Here is a 16,683-nt window from a genome sequence, read left to right as displayed (position 1 = left end):
GAAACTCTTTCTTCATGTGTACTGGATTTACGTTATAAATGTTGTAAAACATATAAAACACGGATGCTAATTCATATTAAATATAGAATAATGAAAAAACAATAAGCATTTATTCATCCCTTTCAAGTCGTATAAGTGATTGATATAATAGAAGTAGATGAAAGATAAAGAAAAGCAGGTGACTCTTTTTTGTTTACTAAAGCACAAGAACTTTTAGCGTCCTACTTTGGTTATTCTTCGTTTCGAAGAGGACAAGATGAAACAATTAAAAATGTACTAGATGGGAAAGATACGGTTTGTATTATGCCAACGGGTGGCGGTAAGTCGATTTGTTATCAAATTCCGGCATTAGTATTTGAAGGAACGACGTTGGTTATATCGCCTCTAATATCACTTATGAAGGATCAAGTAGATACATTGGTACAGAATGGCATTTCAGCTACATATATTAATAGTTCTATATCTATTGCAGAAGCAAATCAGCGAATTCAATTAGCGAAACAAGGACATTACAAGTTACTTTATGTGGCGCCTGAGCGTCTTGATTCGATGGAGTTTGTTGATCAACTTATCGATATGAAAATCCCTATGATTGCGATTGATGAAGCACACTGTATTTCACAGTGGGGACATGATTTCCGTCCAAGTTATTTACATATACATCGCATATTAGATTATCTTCCAGAAAAGCCGCTCGTATTAGCATTAACAGCAACAGCAACACCGCAAGTACGTGATGATATTTGTAACACACTTGAAATTAATCAAGAAAATACAATTATGACAACGTTTGAGCGTGAGAACTTATCGTTTTCTGTCATTAAAGGGCAAGATCGAAATGCATATTTGGCGGATTATATTCGTCAAAATCAAAAGGAATCCGGGATTATATATGCAGCTACTAGAAAAGTAGTCGATCAGTTATATGAAGATTTGATGAAGGCAGGTGTTTCTGTATCAAAATATCATGCTGGTATGAGTGATAGTGATCGAAATGAGCAACAAGAACTCTTTTTACGAGATGAAGTAAGTGTAATGGTAGCAACATCTGCATTCGGGATGGGTATTGATAAATCGAATATTCGTTACGTAATTCATTATCAGCTTCCAAAAAATATGGAAAGTTACTATCAAGAAGCAGGACGTGCTGGTCGTGACGGATTAGATAGTACATGTATATTGTTATATTCTTCTCAAGATGTACAAGTACAGCGTTTTTTAATTGATCAATCAACTGGAGAATCACGTTTTTCAAATGAACTTGAAAAATTGCAAAATATGACCGATTACTGTCATACAGAACAATGTTTACAATCATTCATTTTGCAATACTTTGGAGAAGAACCGAAAGAAGATTGTGGACGCTGTGGTAATTGTACAGACAATCGCGAGAGCATCGATGTGACAAGGGAATCACAAATGGTTTTATCATGCATGATTAGAACGAACCAACGCTTTGGAAAGCAAATGATAGCGCAAGTATTAACGGGGTCGAAGAATAAGAAAGTTATTGAATTTAATTTTCATACTTTACCAACGTATGGGCTTTTATCGAACCGTAGTGTAAAAGAGGTCAGTGAGTTTATTGAGTTTTTAATTTCAGACGAGTTAATTGCAGTTGAACATGGCACTTATCCGACGTTAAAAGTAACTGAAAAAGGGAAAGAAGTATTACTTGGTAAAGAGAATGTTTTACGAAAAGAACGAGTAGAGACAAGACAAATTGTTCAAGACCATCCTTTATTTGAAGTGCTTCGTGAAGTACGTAAAGAAATTGCACAAGGAGAAGGTGTACCTCCGTTCGTTATTTTCTCTGACCAAACATTGAAAGATATGTGCGTGAAAATGCCGCAAAGTGATTCCGAATTGTTGACGGTAAAAGGTATCGGAGAACACAAACTTGTGAAATATGGCTCGCACTTCTTACAAGCAGTTCAGCATTTTATTGAAGAAAATCCAAATTATGCTGAAACGATTAAGACAGAAGTAGTTTCAGAGCGTAAAAAGTCAGGAAAAGCGTCCGCAAATTCTCATTTAGAAACGTATGAAATGTATAAACAAGGTATTGATTTGAATGAGATTGCAAAAGAACGCAACTTATCAAGACAAACAATCGAAAACCATTTAATTCGCTGCTACGAGGATGGAATGGAAGTAGAGTGGCAAAGTTTTGTTCCAGCAGAGTATGAATCTCTTATTGAAACTGCCGTTCAAAATGCAGAGGGTGGTCTGAAATCTATTAAAGAACAGCTTCCGAATGAAGTGAGTTACTTTATGATTCGTGCTTATTTACAAATAAGAAAGTAGAGACATATAAAGGGGATAAGAATTTATGTATCATGTTTTCGTTTATGGCACGTTAAGAAGAGGACAATCGAATGCTCATTATATGCAAGGTGCAACATGCATCGCAGACAGAGCTTGGACATATGGAAAATTATTTGATACGAATGAAGGATATCCGGCCATGACTTATTCGATTGAAGAACAGGTGTATGGAGAAGTTTATGTAGTAAATGATGAGATATTGTGTAAGTTAGATGAACTAGAAGAATATACAGGTAATGCGGAGACTGATTTATATGATCGAATCACGCAAACAGTATATGTTGCTGATAGAGAAATTGAGGCATATGTGTATATCGCTCAAGATAAAAAGATGTTAAAGAAAGTGATAGAATCTGGTGACTGGCTTATGTATCAAAAAATATAATAAGGTAGTTTTAAAAATTGGAAAGCAGATAATGACGAATTCATTATCTGCTTTTTATTGTGTGAATAATTGTCGTTCTCTTTTTATTCTTATAGTTCTTAGTACGATTCCAATTCCGAGAAATAAAACAGTAGCAGCGACCCCGCTAATAGGATTTAACCAAAAATCACTACTGTTTGTAAGGGTAATAATCCCTGTTATGGTAACTAAAACAGTAGGAACAGCATCCTCGATCGCATGCATGATAACGCATGGCCAGACGGATTTTGTAAGTCTATATATTTCAACATACATAATTGACCAACAAACCATAAGGATACAGCCAGATAAAAGCATATTTAATCTTGAGATAGATTCAAAATATTCATTTGGCAAAAAGACTATATAATATGCAGCATGCCAAAGTGCCCAAATTAAACCAGAAATAATATAAATGTACCAATCATTTAGATTTAGTTCAATCAACTTTGGAGTTAAATAACCACGCCAAGAAAACTCTTCAAAAATATTTTTAATAAAGTTACCAATAGTAGACATGACTATGAGTGACAATAACGTGGATATATCAAAACTAGCAATATGAGCTACTCCAAAAATGAGCGATATACTTATCGTTATTACTGTAACGAATGGATAAATAAGTAGTGCAGTGAAATACCATATAAAGTTTCCTTTCAAATTTGGCTTGATGCCAAAATCATTCCAATCTCGGCTAATAACTCTAAGTAAAATGCTTACGAGGAAAGGTAATATTAGCCATAACCCCATACCTAAAGTATTTCCTTCAGGTTGATTTGTTAGAAGAGAATCTAGAAATACCCCAATCCATCCACTGGCCAAAACAGTTAATACAAAAATAAGTAAATATAACTTTAGTGATTTCTTTTTCGCGACATTCATTTGAAGAGCCTCCTTTACTTTTGTTTATCCTACTATTTATGGGCAGTAAAACGCCCATTGATTAAAGTCTTTAATTTTTACAATGTTTTTTAATAAATAAATTAAATAGGAGACAAATAGAAAGTAGTATCTTTTGCATGCATCACTATACTATATGTGTATTTGTGTGATTTAGATGTTGCATGTTCTTTTTAAATTAGAAAGATGAAAAGTAAGTTTTTTCGAAAAATTCAAATGGAAACTATTGACTTTATGATTGGATTTTTAATACAATAATACTTCGACTGAAAAATTAGAACGGACAGGAGGGAATCGTCGAAATGAGCAACATATTTGAAGATGAGTTACAAAAAATGAAGGATACTTTACATACGATGGATGAGCAATTGGATAAGCTTGAAAAAATCCCAGTTTATTATGGAGAAGATTTTAAAGAGCAAATTCTTGAAAGTATGAGAGAGTCTAATAGACAAAATTTACGTATTGGTGTGCAAGAGCCGTACTTTGGAAGGTTAGATTTTCAGGAAGATGGTAAAGAAGCAGTTATGCCGATTTATATTGGAAAAGTAGGGGTTTCGGATATGGACACGATGAAACCAATCATTATTGATTGGAGAGCACCTGTCGCAAGTATGTTTTATTCATTTACCGGTGGAGAAGAATTAGCATTTTATCAATCACCAGATGGGTTAGTAGAAGGTGATGTGTATTTAAAACGAAACATTTCTATTCGAAAAAGAGAACTTGAACGTGTTGTTGATACATATGTAAAAGGAAATGAAGATGTATCGCATGCCGATGATTTTCTTCTATATCGATTAGGTGAGAATAAAGATAATAAGCTAAAGGATATTGTTTCAACGATTCAATCGGAACAAAATGATATTATTCGAGCGGAAAGAAATTTACCATTACTTATTCAAGGGGTTGCAGGGAGCGGAAAGACAACAATCGCTTTACATCGCCTTGCTTTTTTGATTTATGAATATCGTGAGCAGCTAGAAGCTGAGAGAATGATCGTATTTGCGCCGAATAGTCTGTTTTTAGACTATATTTCGAGTGTACTTCCTGAATTAGGTGTAGGGAATATTAGTCAAACAACGTTTTCGGATTGGGCATTACGTACGTTAGATGATTCAGTTATACTAAAGCAGACAGAAGAAAAATTGAAAGAAGCATTTTCAATTAATCGTGATGAAAAGAAGGTAATGCTAGGTAAATTAAAGGGTACGTTGGAATTTAAGACGTATATTGAAGAGAGAATGATCCAATTTGAAAATGAGTTAGTTCCGACAAAAGATTTTGAGGCGTGGGATAGAGCGATTATTCCAGTAGAAGATATTAAAAAATGGATGCAAGTTGAATATAAACATTATCCTTTAAAGAAAAGAAGAGAACGATTAGTAGGACGAATGAAGCGCTGGATTGAAATTGAACTTAAAAAATTCGGGGAAACAAACGAGAAAAAATTACTAAAAAAAGAAGCGACTAAGAGACTGAACGCATATATGAAGTTTTGGCCGAAAATGAGTGCTCTATCACTGTATAGTTCAATAGTAAAAAGTAAAGAAATACTTGAGGTATTACCTGAAGAACTTGTTCAAGAAACAGAAAAGAGTTGTCGTAAAAAAGAAATGTATGTAGAAGATTTACCAGCTTTAATATACATACATCATCGTATAACAGGGATTGAAATAGGGCAGAAGTTTCATCACGTTGTTATTGATGAAGCGCAAGATTTTTCGCCTTTCCAAGTTTATGTATTAAAAGAAATTACATTAGGTAATTCTTTCACTATATTAGGTGATTTATCGCAAGCGATTTATGATTATCAAGGAATTGAAGATTGGAATGCTTTTAAGGAAGTATTCCAAGAAACCGGTTATTATGAATTAACAAGAAGTTATCGTTCTACAAAAGAAATTATTGAATTTGCAAATGAAATAATTAAAAATGCAGAAATCCCAGTAGGACTCGCAACACCAGTCTTCCGCAGTGGAGAAGATGTGAAAGTAATTCATACAGAAAATCAATTTACTGAAATTGTGAAGACGGTAAAACATTTGCAAAATGAAGATGTGAAAACAATTGCGGTAATCGGAAGAACAGAAGATGAATGCCGTGATATATATGTGAAATTAACAAATGCAGGATTAACGGTAAACGTAATTGAAGCAAACCAAAGTAAATATGAAGGTGGTATATCAGTAGTACCTGTCTATTTAGCGAAAGGTTTAGAATTTGATGCGGTGCTTTTAATTGATGTGGATGAGGAACATTACAAAAATACAAAACATGATGCAAAGTTACTATATGTTGGATGTACGAGATCACTTCATGACTTATGGATTTTCCATAGTGGGGAAGCGTCACCTTTAATTAAAGGATTAAAATAAAGTAAAACTATAATCAGTGGGGAGTTTTACTGCAAGCTAATGTGGGATAAATATAAAAAGAGGATTTTCTAGTACAGTATGAAGATCCTCTTTTTTATATTAAAATGGTAGACGAATTAATGACTTGAGCTGTTGTTTAAATGATATACGATGCTTTTTTCTAATTCCTTAGTTTGTTCTTTTTCCCATGTACGAACAGCATCTACTGGAGTTTGTGTATGTTTTAACCAATCTAGAATAAGGTGTAGTTGTTCTTGTATTTGACCAATGTTTTGCTCCTTTATGTTCTTATTCTGAATTCTATTAGTTAATTGAAGCATATAGGGAAGTTTTTCTATACATTCGCTTAAATCTCCGCAATAACCTGAAGGGAATTCATGTGTACCAAATTCTAAAGTATTGATGTAATTAGAAACTAGGTATATCATGGCTTTTTGTTCGGTATCACCACCTAATTCAATCGCTTTTCGAAGGGATTTTTCTAAATCGTCTTCTTTATTGCTAGAGTCCATATAAATTCCTATCCATCTAAAAGGTCTTGAATCAATCGGGTTGTTTTCTGTCCATCTATATAGAATGTCAATTAGAAAACTATTTAGTGAGAAAGTTAAGCCCTCATCTTTTTCGTTTAATGCATCTAAAATAGTAAACAGCGAAATGGCAAACTCTTCTTGATCTTTTGATTCCCATGTTTTTGCATTGGGAATAAATGTCTCTAAATGTTTATAAGCTAATTTTCGAAGTCCCGCTTCGCGATGCTGACAGTAACAAATAAAATCATGCTAATGCTCATTTGTATTCATATGTATAATAATAGTTTGTAATGTAGTGAGAGGTTTATCCATTATAAGTCCCCAATCTATTAAGAACGTGTTGAAAATTTAGTGTTATTATATCATTACATAAATTAAAAAGGGAGAGTTACTATGATTACAAAAGTAATTGGGAAATCGCAAAAATAATTGGAAAAATTAATGAAGATTCCCTTATAGAAGAGGGATTTATTCATTGTTCATTAGTAGATCAAGCTTTAAGAGTTGCAGAAAAATATTTCAAGCATGAAGAAGATGTTTTATTACTTACAATTGATCCAGCCCTATTAAAAGCAGAAGTAAAATATGAACTTGCTTCAAACGGTCAAGAATATCCGCATGTTTACGGAGTAATTAATGTTGAGGCGATTGTAGAGGTTGTTCCATTTTCTAAAGAAAAAGGGGAATTTATATTACTTAAATCAGTTCGACTTTAGTAATAGGCGATGGAGTTCGCTATAATTGCTATATATAGCTAATGAATCCTATTGATAAACGAGATTTTTTGTTTATCAGTAGGATTTTTAATTTTATTCGAACAGACTTAAAAAGAGCACATTTGAATAGTGCTCTTTAAGAGAAAAGTGAATTAGGGTTTTTACTTCTAGATAATGTATGAGTGATTCATCATAATGTGACGATGAATCACAAAAGAGCAGTTAGAGTGGGAAGAATTTAAGATGGATTTTATTGGTCACGGGATCCAATCGATTGGTAATGAAGCAGTTCTAACAGGACTCATTATAGACTTTGAAGATGAAACGTAAAAAAATTATTACGTTTATCTGAATATTGAGGGAATACAAAAATTTTATTTATCTAATTTTTAGAAAAAATAGACTATAACATTAATAAATGGTATAATTTCCTTGTTATTGGAATTAAAATGAAAATATTAGAAGAAAAAGGATTGGGCTGGTTTTAATGGGGGATTCTGATCACAAAGAAACAAAGGCAATATTAAAGTTATGGTTTATTTATATACCACTTGCATTTGGAGAGTTTGTCTTTTCGAATATCATAGGTTATTTAAAAAAATAAAGATTTTGCATTTGAAAAACAATTAACCTAATTTAATTGTTTTTTTATTTTACTTTAATAAACCAAATAAAAATAGAGATTTTGAACAAGATGAAGTTTATGAAGGAAATAACGTTGATTAGGTGCTGAAAACAGTGTGAAATCAACAGTGCCTAAAGAATAAAACAGGAATCATTCAACCATGGTAATTTGCCGTTTTAATAGCTTCCTATAGTGAGATGTTATGTTCACATCATATGTATACGATATTTGTAACATAGCATTACTAGAACTTCAAAATTAGTAGTTAAGGTGCTACCTTTTAGAGTGCTATAGATATATAACTTAGCTAAAAAAGCACAAATCATATAATTTGCGCTTTTCATTATCTGTTTTTGGTAAAAAAAGCACAGTTTTTGTCACACTAATACTGTACGATACATAGTATAAAACACATACTGTATGACATATAGTAATGGAAATGAGGTGAGTGAATGGATACTTTATTAAACTCGTTAATTACTGAGTTAAGAAGAGGGACATTAACGTTAGCTGTTTTAAGCCAATTAAGAACGCCACAGTACGGATATTCACTTGTCCAGTTATTGGAGCAATCAGGGGTTACAATTGATCAAAGTACTTTATATCCACTACTTCGCCGATTAGAAAAGCAGGAATTAGTGACGAGTAGTTGGGATAAAACGGAGAGTAGACCTCGTAAGTATTATGTTTTAAGTGATTATGGATTAGAAATATTTTTGCAGTTGAAAAAAGAATGGATAAAAGATTCGAAAGAACTTTATAACTTATTAAAGGAGGAGGAAGGGAATGAATTTAATTGATCTCTATATCCAAGAGGTTGCGAAGAGATTACCTGAAAAAAATCGTGAAGATATTACACTTGAACTAAGGTCAACTATAGATGATATGTTACCTGAAGATTATAATGAGGAAGATGTAAAGAGCGTTCTCGAAAAATTGGGGAGTCCGGTTTCATTGGCTAATGGTTATTTGGATAGACCGATGCATTTAATTGGACCACGTTATTTTGATGTATATACAACGTTGTTAAAAATGATTATACCAATCGCAGCTGTCATTGCACTCATATCAATGGTTGCAGAAAATTTTATAGGCTATAATGGTGATCAAGCGGTATTAAATGTTATTTTACAATTGATAGGTAAAGGTATAGGGGAAATTTTTGAAGTGGGTCTCCATGTATTTTTCTGGTTAACACTTGTATTTGCTATTTTAGAAAGAACTGATAAAGAAAAGGATCCACACCCATTAACAACAAGCTTAAAAAAATGGACACCAGATGACTTGAAAAATGTTTCGTATATCCCGAAGAAAAAGGCGATTTCAAAGTTTGAAGTTTTTGGAGGTTTAATGTGGACAGCAATATGGGCTACACTTTACTTTTATGCGAATCATCTTGTAGGCGTATATCATGGTACAGAAAACGGATTGAAGTTTGTCGCGCCAACGTTTAATCAAGATGTTTTGCTTCAATACTGGCCCCTAATTTTGGTTATGATCGTTTTCGAAGTAGCTATATCACTTTATAAGTTAGTACAGGGACAATGGACGAAAAGGTTGGCAATTGGAAATGCTATTCTTCAAGTAGCTGGGACGATAGTATTCATTGTAATTGTAGTAAATCCACATTTATTAAACGAAGGATTCATTACGTATTTGGCAAATGCATTTACTACTTCCCCAGAGGAGTTTAAAACGTGGCTCATTGGGGGAGGAATTTTCTTTTATATGTTATCTGCTGCAATAAATATATTTGATGGTTTCCGAAAAGCTAGTATTCGTATGTAGATAAAAATCGGAAATTTGGATAAAATAAAACTATTAAAAAGATAGTGAAATAAGATGAACATGATGAAAGGAAGAAAATAATGATAAGGGAAGCAACGAAAAGAGATTTAGCATACATTTTAGATATTTATAACGATGCTATACTATATACAACAGCTGTATATGCGTATAAACCTGTAAACCTTGAAAATAGAATAGATTGGTATGAACAAAAAAAGGCTGAAGGGTATCCAATTTTCGTATATGAATTAGATAATAAAGTAGTAGGATTTGCGACATTCGGCCCATTTAGAGCGTGGCCTGCTTATAAATATTCAGTTGAACATTCTGTGTATGTAGATAAGGCATATAGAAAAAATGGCATTGGGTCTTCATTAATGAAAGAATTAATCAAAATTGCGAAGGAAAGAGAGTATATGACCTTAATTGCTGGAATTGATGCGGAAAACGAGAAAAGTATTGCTTTGCATCAAAACTATGGATTTGTTCATGCAGGGACAATAAAAAAAGCAGGTTATAAATTTGATAAATGGCTAGATTTAGCCTTTTATCAATTGGAGCTTAATGGACCTGTAAATCCTATAGAAGAATAGAAGTTTTTTGGGAAAATTTATTTTTAGGTAGCAAGGAATTATCCGTGCTACCTTTTTCGTATTGTAATAGCAAAAATTATCTTCCAGAAAAGGAATTTTATATTCTATATTGAATTATTAGAAGGTGATATAACGATGTGAAAAGAGGAATGGAAATGGAAACTGTTATTCGAAAAATAAAAGAGATACAATCTGGTCATGTAGGAGTAGCTATTTATTCTACAAAAAATGAACGTGTAATTGCTTCATATAATGATGAACTATATATTCCATTAGCATCAGCAGCTAAAGTGGCAATTGGATTTGCACTAGCAAAGATGGTGAGGGAGAAAAAAGTTTCTTGGAATGATATACTTCATCACATTACGTTTAATCCAGGTGAAGATAGTGCACAGCTATATCCACATTTACAAGGAAGAACTACATTAACACTTAATAAAGCGGTTGAAGTAATGATAGCTTGTCATGACAGTTATGTTGCGCAGTCAATTGTAATGCACTGCGGAGGATGGAATACTGTCAGAGAATATGTTTTAACATACTTTTCGAAGATTTATATCCAGGAAAACCCTAGAGACGAGAAAAATATCGGAGAGTTAAATCAAGTTCTTTCGCTTTTAGTTCATATTTTTCAAGGGTATAAAACAGAACCAGAATTATGGGAACCAATTGTAAACGGGATGGTAAGACAACAAGGTGAATATGATGGAATACCTTCATATCATTTAGCCCATATGACAGGTGGATTGCTCACAGCTACAATAAATATTGGTATAATAGGAATGTTTAACGAATTTCCGCTTCTTTATGTGATTGGGGGAAAAGATTTACCGAATCGCCGTGAAAATAAAGAGGTAGATGAAGCTTTTGCAGTAGTTTTAAAGTACATATACAAAGAATATAGTGAAAACATGCTAGGAGTGAGCGGTTGAAAAGAAACTTAAAGACTTCAACAATCATTATTTTAATTTTAACGATTATTGCTCTTGAAGTTGGAATCGCACTATATGATCACGATTTGTCATTAGATACAATTTACTTTACAGCGATCCTTATTTGTATTGTATTGCTTTTTGGCACACGTGTTTCTGGAGAGAAAGAAAGTACATCGAAACGAGGAAGAAGAAAAACAGCTCTTATATTTTGGCCATCTATTTTATTGTCTATCGTTTGTTTTGCGGTTATAAGTTACATAAGGGTAGGATATGTCTTTGTACCAGGGATAATTGGCTTTTCATGCTTTGTTACATACGGTGGATTCGTATGTATTAGTATTTTAAAGAGAAAAAATAAAATGTAGCTTACTAAGCTGAAAGGAAGCAATATAAATGAAACATATAAAGAACGGTACACGCACTGAAGGAGAATATATTAAAAATAAAGTTATTCAATATAATATGTCCATCTTAACAGATGAGGCAAGACAGACGATGGAAGAAGTACGCCTCGTAGTAAAAAATGAAGAAGGAAAAATTTTTGGTGGCGTAACAGGTACGATGTATTTTTATCATCTTCATATCGACTTTTTGTGGGTTGATGAATCAGTTCGTCATGACGGTTATGGCAGCCAACTTTTACATGAAATTGAAGGGATTGCGAAGGAAAAAGGGTGTAGATTAATATTGCTAGATTCATTTAGTTTTCAAGCACCAGAATTTTATAAAAAGCACGGTTACAGGGAGTATGGTATTGTTGAAGATCACCCGAAAGGTCATAGTCAGCACTTTTTTGAAAAGAGATTATAATAATATTATGTATACTGTTTGATAGGAGAAAGAATATGTACACGTATAAATTGCAACAAGAACAACCAATCTGTGCAGAAAAAATAAAAAAACTTTATGATTCTGTCGGTTGGTGGCCAGAAAGAAAAGAAGTCGATATTGAAAAAATATTAAAGAATAGCATAGCCATTGGAGTATGGGAAGAAAATGAATTAGTTGGATTTGCTAGAGTCGTTTCTGATGGTGTTTTTCGAGCATACATTGAAGATGTTGTCGTACATGAGAGTGTAAGAAATAAAGGTATTGGAGAGAAGATGCTAACAATATTACTTCGAGAAATATCTCATATTGATATTGTTAGTCTATTTTGCGGAGAGAAGCTAATAAAGTTTTATGGTGAGCAACAATTTCAAGCAACGAAGCAAATTGTGATGCATCGTAATTAAACAGGGAAGAATAAGAGGTGCCAATTAAAATGAATGCAACAAGAGCGTACTGTTTATCGAAAAGAAAAGCGACAGAAGATTCTCCAGATGGTTGGAGTGCAATATGTATGAGACTTAATAATAAAATATTTGCGATAGTAAATCATGAAGAAGGTGAAAAAGCTGCGATTACATTGAAGTGTGATCCAGAAGTCGCATTAAGGATAAGAGAAGATTATCCAGAAACAATTATTCCAGGGTATCATATGAATAAAAAACATTGGAATACCGTTTATATTCATAAGGGTATAGAACAGGAGCAAATAAATAAAATGATTGATTGGTCGTATGATTTAGTACTACAATCATTTTCAAAGAAAAAGCAGCAGGAGTTAATGAATTAATATGTATTAGGAGTGTGTGTAATGAAAGATTCGATTAAAGATACGTATGATAAATTAGCGAGTACATATAAAGAAAATCTAGATTTCGCAAATCCATATAACAGTTATTATGAAAGACCGGCGATGATGGAGCTTATTTCAAAGGAACTAGAAGGAAAAAAGATACTAGATGCTGGATGTGCAGCTGGATGGTATACTTCTCAATTCATAGGAAGAGGAGCAAATGTTACAGCAATTGACGTAAGTCCTGAAATGGTAAAAGCAGCAAAAGAATATATAGGAGAAGAAGCAACGTTCCTTTGTCATGATCTGCAAGAAACATTGCCATTTGAAGATAATACGTATGATGTGATTGTAAGTTCGTTAACTCTTCATTACTTAGAAAATTGGAATCAAGTATTTCAAGAATTTCGTCGCGTATTGAAGCCGGGTGGAGAACTTATATATTCTATCCATCATCCTTTTATGGATTTCACAAAGTTTCCATGTGAAAGTTATTTTGAAAAACAGCTATTAATAGATACTTGGGTTAAACCGAATATTACTATTGAAGTCGAATTTTTCAGAAGGTCACTACAAGACATAATAAATGAAACAACAAATTATTTTGTATTAGAAGAGATAGTGGAACCGAAGGCAGTTGAAAAGATGAAAGAAGTAGACGAAAAATCATATTATTATTTAAATACGAATCCACATTTTCTTATCATAAAAGCAACTAATAAATAGCTAGTAAAATAACTTTATTTTACTAGCTATTTACAGTTATACATTATATATTAGGAGACTTTAAAATGAATACGAAACGAAATAGAGTGTTATATGCACTATTTACTATAGTTGTTATTATTTTAGGTCTTAGCTCAAGAAAGTTTTCTTTTGCACTACCACATCTATTAAATGATTACTTAGGCGATGCTTTATGGGCATTAATGATTTTCACTGGCTTTGGATTTTTGTTTCCTAAAACAGAGACGAAGAAGTTGGCTTTTATTAGTTTAATGTTTTGCTACGGGATTGAAGCGAGCCAATTGTATCATGCGGAATGGATAGATAGCATGCGTGCAACGACTTTGGGCGGACTCGTGTTGGGATACGGTTTTTTGTGGAGTGATTTAGTGGCTTATACAATTGGTGTTGGAGTGGGAATACTTTTTGAGTTTATGTTACGGAGGAAATAATCGATTTTAAAAAGGAGCCCTTTATGAAAAAAATAATATTAATTGGTTCTGGTGGTTCAGGAAAATCTACATTAGCAAGACAGTTAGGAAATAAATTAAATATTAAGGTGCATCATCTTGATGCATTATTTTGGAAACCGAATTGGGAAGGTGTTCCGAGAGAAGAACAAATAACAGTTCAAAATAACTTAATTAAAGATGAGAAATGGATTATTGATGGGAATTACGGCGGTACGATGGGTATAAGACTGAATGCAGCTGATACAATTATCTTCCTTGATATTCATAGAACAATTTGTGTTTATAGGGCTTTTAAAAGAATTGCAAAATATCGAAATAAAACTAGACCGGATATGGGCGCGGGATGTGAAGAAAGATTTGATTTACAATTTTTTAAATGGATATGGGAATATCCTAATGCTAAACGACCTACAATTTTAAAAGGGTTAGAGCAATTACCCGAAGACAAAAAGGTTATTGTTTTAAAATCTCCAAATGAGGTTCGGAAATTTTTAGAGTACATATAATAATAGAATGTAACACAAAAATTCTTTGTGGATCATACCGATTAGTTTAATAAAACTAATCGTTTTTTATTATGAAAAATTTAACGCTTTTTGAAAATTGTATTTTGTAATGAGTATATGAATATAAGTTCATATAAAATGAACGTTTGGAGGAATAGAAAATGACTAACGATTTAATTCAACTAATCGATTCATTAATGGTCAATATTCCAGCTGGAGAGGTAGTATTAAGAGATGATCGAATAAAAAAAGAATGGCTAGTACAAATTCAACCATTTCTTCTTGCAAAGTATGCTGTAACAATGGAACTATATGATGCTATTACAAATAGTACATTAAATAATTTTGATAAAAATCATAAACCAGTTGTCAATATTTCATGGAACGATGCCATTGCGTTTTGTAATGTACTTTCAAAAAAAGCGGGATTAAAAGAATATTATTCTATTAGTGATGGTGGTCAAATTGTGAAATGTAATTTAGATTCAAATGGCTACCGATTACCATCTGAGGCGGAGTGGCAATATGCATGTAAAGCAAGTACAACCGGATATACATACGGGAAACTTCATGATATAGCGTGGTATAATGAAAATTCAAATGGAGAGATTCATGACGTTGGCCAAAAAGAACCGAATGCATGGGGACTTTATGATATGCTAGGGAACGTTTGGGAATGGTGTTATGATTTGTATGATGAAACAGTGTACGGATCATACCGCATTTTTCGTGGTGGTAGTTGGGCTGAAACAGCGAGAGGGTGCGGCGCTACTTGTCGTCGTCGAAGCCATCCTACATTTCATATAGATGATCTCGGTTTTAGACTCGCTAGGTCAATTTAGTAGGAACATGATACGAACAGCTAGGAAAAGAGTATGGAGAGAATCCGTACTCTTGCCAACATAGAAATGATTTAACGTAAGGAGTGTTTATTATGGCGCGTGTTTTATTTATTAACGCTGGATCAGAAGGACATATAAATCCAACTTTGCCAGTTGTAGAAGAGTTGATTTCTCGCGGTGAAGAGGTCGTTTATTTTTCAATAGAAGCTTTTAGGGAACGAATTGAGAAGACAGGTGCTACTGTACGAACGATTGACGATCAAAAATTTATAAAAGCGTTTCTATCTGGAGGCAGAAATTATTTACAGGAAAGAATAAACGCTCTTCTACATACAGCAGATGTTGTTATACCTAGTGTTCTAGAACAAATTGAAGGTGAACATTTTGATTACATAATTCATGATTCTATGTTTGGCTGTGGGCACTTAATTGCTCAAATTCTTAAATTGCCATCCATAAATTCATGTACATCTTTTGCGCAGGATGAAAAATCTTTTGAGCAAATGTTAGGTCATCTGTCAAAAAATATCCCAGTAGAAATTCATGATAAAATACAGAATGATTTTCAAAACTTAACGAAGGGAATTGCTGAAAAATATGGTGTTGAAATAAAATCATCGTATGAAGTTTTCTGTAATCCTGCACCCCTTACTATTGTGTATACAATTAAGGACTTCCAGCCTTTTGGTGATACGTTTGATGAAATATATAAATTTGTAGGACCATCTATCTCTGCACAAATGAAAAACAGAGACGTTGATTTTACTTCAATTGAAGAAAAAAGTCCGATTTATATTTCATTAGGTACTGTTTTTAATGAAGCGATTGACTTTTATAAACTGTGTATGAAGGCCTTTGAGAATAGTGAGCATACAATTGTTATGTCTATTGGTAGTAAAACAAAAATAAGTGATCTAGGCGAAATCCCTAAAAACTTCATTGTGAAAAACTATGTGCCTCAAACCGAACTGCTTACTTATACGAAACTATTTATTACACACGGGGGGATGAACAGTGCGCATGAAGGACTGTATAACGGGGTTCCGCTCGTTGTAATACCGCAAAGTGCAGATCAGCCAGTAGTCGCAAAGCAAGTGGAGAGTCTTGGAGCAGGAGTAAAATTACAAATGCAAGGATTAACTGTGGATCAACTAAGTGAAAGTGTAGAAATAGTATTAAATAATCGTTCATTTAAAGAAGTTGCTTTGAATTTGAAGGAATCTTTCCAAAAATCAGGTGGATATAAGGAGGCTGTTGATGAAATTTTTATATTTGTAGGTCAGTGAAAAAAATGAAATTATACATTAGAAAAGCAT

19 protein-coding genes and 1 riboswitch are annotated in these 16,683 nt (G+C 33.1%); of the genes, 17 read left to right on the top strand and 2 right to left on the bottom strand.

Going from position 1 to position 16,683, the window contains the following annotated elements:
- Positions 1-189: 189 nt before the first annotated feature.
- Together recQ and MHH27_RS14340 are read left to right on the top strand one after the other, a co-directional pair.
- On the top strand, positions 190-2,307 hold the full coding sequence (gene recQ / locus MHH27_RS14345; RefSeq protein ID WP_000494271.1) for a DNA helicase RecQ: 2,118 nt from the start codon (positions 190-192) through the stop codon (positions 2,305-2,307).
- Between the two features lie 25 nt (positions 2,308-2,332).
- Positions 2,333-2,713, top strand: a complete 381-nt coding sequence (locus tag MHH27_RS14340) for a gamma-glutamylcyclotransferase family protein (protein ID WP_340943037.1) — start codon at positions 2,333-2,335, stop codon at positions 2,711-2,713.
- Positions 2,714-2,767: 54 nt separating this feature from the next.
- On the opposite strand, the gene MHH27_RS14335 is transcribed toward MHH27_RS14340, so the two are convergent.
- Positions 2,768-3,613: a CPBP family glutamic-type intramembrane protease gene (locus MHH27_RS14335; protein WP_001099770.1), complete on the bottom strand. Its 846-nt coding sequence runs from the start codon at positions 3,611-3,613 to the stop codon at positions 2,768-2,770.
- Between the two features lie 320 nt (positions 3,614-3,933).
- Between MHH27_RS14335 and MHH27_RS14330 the strand changes: the two genes are divergently transcribed.
- Positions 3,934-6,009 carry a HelD family protein gene (locus MHH27_RS14330; protein ID WP_000065167.1) on the top strand — a complete coding sequence of 692 codons (2,076 nt, stop codon included), beginning with the start codon at positions 3,934-3,936 and terminating at the stop codon, positions 6,007-6,009.
- 116 nt (positions 6,010-6,125) lie between these two features.
- Here MHH27_RS14330 and MHH27_RS14325 read toward each other — a convergent pair whose 3' ends face one another.
- On the bottom strand, positions 6,126-6,782 hold the full coding sequence (locus tag MHH27_RS14325; protein ID WP_340944848.1) for a hypothetical protein: 657 nt from the start codon (positions 6,780-6,782) through the stop codon (positions 6,126-6,128).
- Between the two features lie 119 nt (positions 6,783-6,901).
- Between MHH27_RS14325 and MHH27_RS14320 the strand changes: the two genes are divergently transcribed.
- The 14 genes from MHH27_RS14320 to MHH27_RS14255 all read left to right on the top strand — a co-directional run bounded on the left by MHH27_RS14320 (position 6,902) and on the right by MHH27_RS14255 (position 16,653).
- A complete protein-coding gene (locus MHH27_RS14320) occupies positions 6,902-7,258 on the top strand; it encodes a DUF952 domain-containing protein (RefSeq protein WP_050457840.1) in 357 nt (118 codons plus the stop codon).
- Positions 7,255-7,316, top strand: a riboswitch (Fluoride riboswitch). It overlaps the preceding gene by 4 nt.
- A gap of 1,019 nt (positions 7,317-8,335) precedes the next feature.
- Positions 8,336-8,683, top strand: coding sequence for a PadR family transcriptional regulator (locus MHH27_RS14315; protein WP_000380302.1), 348 nt, complete (start codon positions 8,336-8,338; stop codon positions 8,681-8,683).
- Positions 8,670-9,671 carry an HAAS signaling domain-containing protein gene (locus MHH27_RS14310; protein WP_340943032.1) on the top strand — a complete coding sequence of 334 codons (1,002 nt, stop codon included), beginning with the start codon at positions 8,670-8,672 and terminating at the stop codon, positions 9,669-9,671. Before MHH27_RS14315 ends, MHH27_RS14310 begins: the two co-directional genes overlap by 14 nt.
- Before the next feature lie 80 nt (positions 9,672-9,751).
- The gene (locus MHH27_RS14305) at positions 9,752-10,264 is read left to right on the top strand and encodes a GNAT family N-acetyltransferase (protein ID WP_098250635.1); all 513 of its coding nucleotides are present in this window, start codon (positions 9,752-9,754) and stop codon (positions 10,262-10,264) included.
- 155 nt (positions 10,265-10,419) lie between these two features.
- Entirely contained in the window at positions 10,420-11,196 is a 777-nt protein-coding gene (locus MHH27_RS14300) for a serine hydrolase (RefSeq protein WP_098250636.1), read from the top strand.
- On the top strand, positions 11,193-11,564 hold the full coding sequence (locus tag MHH27_RS14295) for a hypothetical protein (RefSeq protein ID WP_000827989.1): 372 nt from the start codon (positions 11,193-11,195) through the stop codon (positions 11,562-11,564). Before MHH27_RS14300 ends, MHH27_RS14295 begins: the two co-directional genes overlap by 4 nt.
- Before the next feature lie 28 nt (positions 11,565-11,592).
- A complete protein-coding gene (locus MHH27_RS14290; RefSeq protein ID WP_000680536.1) occupies positions 11,593-12,009 on the top strand; it encodes a GNAT family N-acetyltransferase in 417 nt (138 codons plus the stop codon).
- Between the two features lie 35 nt (positions 12,010-12,044).
- Positions 12,045-12,434 carry a GNAT family N-acetyltransferase gene (locus MHH27_RS14285; protein ID WP_000288963.1) on the top strand — a complete coding sequence of 130 codons (390 nt, stop codon included), beginning with the start codon at positions 12,045-12,047 and terminating at the stop codon, positions 12,432-12,434.
- 29 nt (positions 12,435-12,463) lie between these two features.
- Positions 12,464-12,817, top strand: coding sequence for an MmcQ/YjbR family DNA-binding protein (locus tag MHH27_RS14280; RefSeq protein ID WP_098250637.1), 354 nt, complete (start codon positions 12,464-12,466; stop codon positions 12,815-12,817).
- A gap of 21 nt (positions 12,818-12,838) precedes the next feature.
- On the top strand, positions 12,839-13,546 hold the full coding sequence (locus MHH27_RS14275) for a class I SAM-dependent methyltransferase (protein WP_000655266.1): 708 nt from the start codon (positions 12,839-12,841) through the stop codon (positions 13,544-13,546).
- Between the two features lie 65 nt (positions 13,547-13,611).
- Positions 13,612-13,998 (top strand): ribosomal maturation YjgA family protein, encoded by a 387-nt coding sequence (locus MHH27_RS14270; RefSeq protein ID WP_098250638.1) that lies wholly within the window; start codon positions 13,612-13,614, stop codon positions 13,996-13,998.
- A 23-nt stretch (positions 13,999-14,021) separates the two neighbouring features.
- Positions 14,022-14,525: a DNA topology modulation protein gene (locus tag MHH27_RS14265; protein ID WP_098250639.1), complete on the top strand. Its 504-nt coding sequence runs from the start codon at positions 14,022-14,024 to the stop codon at positions 14,523-14,525.
- A 161-nt stretch (positions 14,526-14,686) separates the two neighbouring features.
- Positions 14,687-15,367, top strand: coding sequence for a formylglycine-generating enzyme family protein (locus tag MHH27_RS14260; protein WP_000180345.1), 681 nt, complete (start codon positions 14,687-14,689; stop codon positions 15,365-15,367).
- A gap of 92 nt (positions 15,368-15,459) precedes the next feature.
- A complete protein-coding gene (locus tag MHH27_RS14255) occupies positions 15,460-16,653 on the top strand; it encodes a macrolide family glycosyltransferase (protein WP_098235411.1) in 1,194 nt (397 codons plus the stop codon).
- Positions 16,654-16,683 lie beyond the last annotated feature (30 nt).

Source organism: Bacillus sp. FSL L8-0152 (assembly GCF_038006365.1).
GTDB lineage: Bacteria > Bacillota > Bacilli > Bacillales > Bacillaceae_G > Bacillus_A > Bacillus_A cereus.
This window is presented reverse-complemented; position numbering and strand designations above follow the sequence as displayed.

Excerpts from the sequence above, each read along its gene's own strand:
- MHH27_RS14275 (WP_000655266.1), top strand. The coding sequence starts at position 12,839 with ATGAAAGATTCGATTAAAGATACGTATGATAAATTAGCGAGTACATAT.
- MHH27_RS14335 (WP_001099770.1), bottom strand. The coding sequence starts at position 3,613 with ATGAATGTCGCGAAAAAGAAATCACTAAAGTTATATTTACTTATTTTT.
- MHH27_RS14300 (WP_098250636.1), top strand. The coding sequence starts at position 10,420 with ATGGAAACTGTTATTCGAAAAATAAAAGAGATACAATCTGGTCATGTA.
- MHH27_RS14285 (WP_000288963.1), top strand. The coding sequence starts at position 12,045 with ATGTACACGTATAAATTGCAACAAGAACAACCAATCTGTGCAGAAAAA.
- MHH27_RS14330 (WP_000065167.1), top strand. The coding sequence starts at position 3,934 with ATGAGCAACATATTTGAAGATGAGTTACAAAAAATGAAGGATACTTTA.
- MHH27_RS14305 (WP_098250635.1), top strand. The coding sequence starts at position 9,752 with ATGATAAGGGAAGCAACGAAAAGAGATTTAGCATACATTTTAGATATT.
- MHH27_RS14280 (WP_098250637.1), top strand. The coding sequence starts at position 12,464 with ATGAATGCAACAAGAGCGTACTGTTTATCGAAAAGAAAAGCGACAGAA.
- MHH27_RS14255 (WP_098235411.1), top strand. The coding sequence starts at position 15,460 with ATGGCGCGTGTTTTATTTATTAACGCTGGATCAGAAGGACATATAAAT.
- MHH27_RS14260 (WP_000180345.1), top strand. The coding sequence starts at position 14,687 with ATGACTAACGATTTAATTCAACTAATCGATTCATTAATGGTCAATATT.
- MHH27_RS14340 (WP_340943037.1), top strand. The coding sequence starts at position 2,333 with ATGTATCATGTTTTCGTTTATGGCACGTTAAGAAGAGGACAATCGAAT.
- MHH27_RS14290 (WP_000680536.1), top strand. The coding sequence starts at position 11,593 with ATGAAACATATAAAGAACGGTACACGCACTGAAGGAGAATATATTAAA.
- MHH27_RS14315 (WP_000380302.1), top strand. The coding sequence starts at position 8,336 with ATGGATACTTTATTAAACTCGTTAATTACTGAGTTAAGAAGAGGGACA.
- MHH27_RS14270 (WP_098250638.1), top strand. The coding sequence starts at position 13,612 with ATGAATACGAAACGAAATAGAGTGTTATATGCACTATTTACTATAGTT.
- MHH27_RS14310 (WP_340943032.1), top strand. The coding sequence starts at position 8,670 with ATGAATTTAATTGATCTCTATATCCAAGAGGTTGCGAAGAGATTACCT.
- MHH27_RS14265 (WP_098250639.1), top strand. The coding sequence starts at position 14,022 with ATGAAAAAAATAATATTAATTGGTTCTGGTGGTTCAGGAAAATCTACA.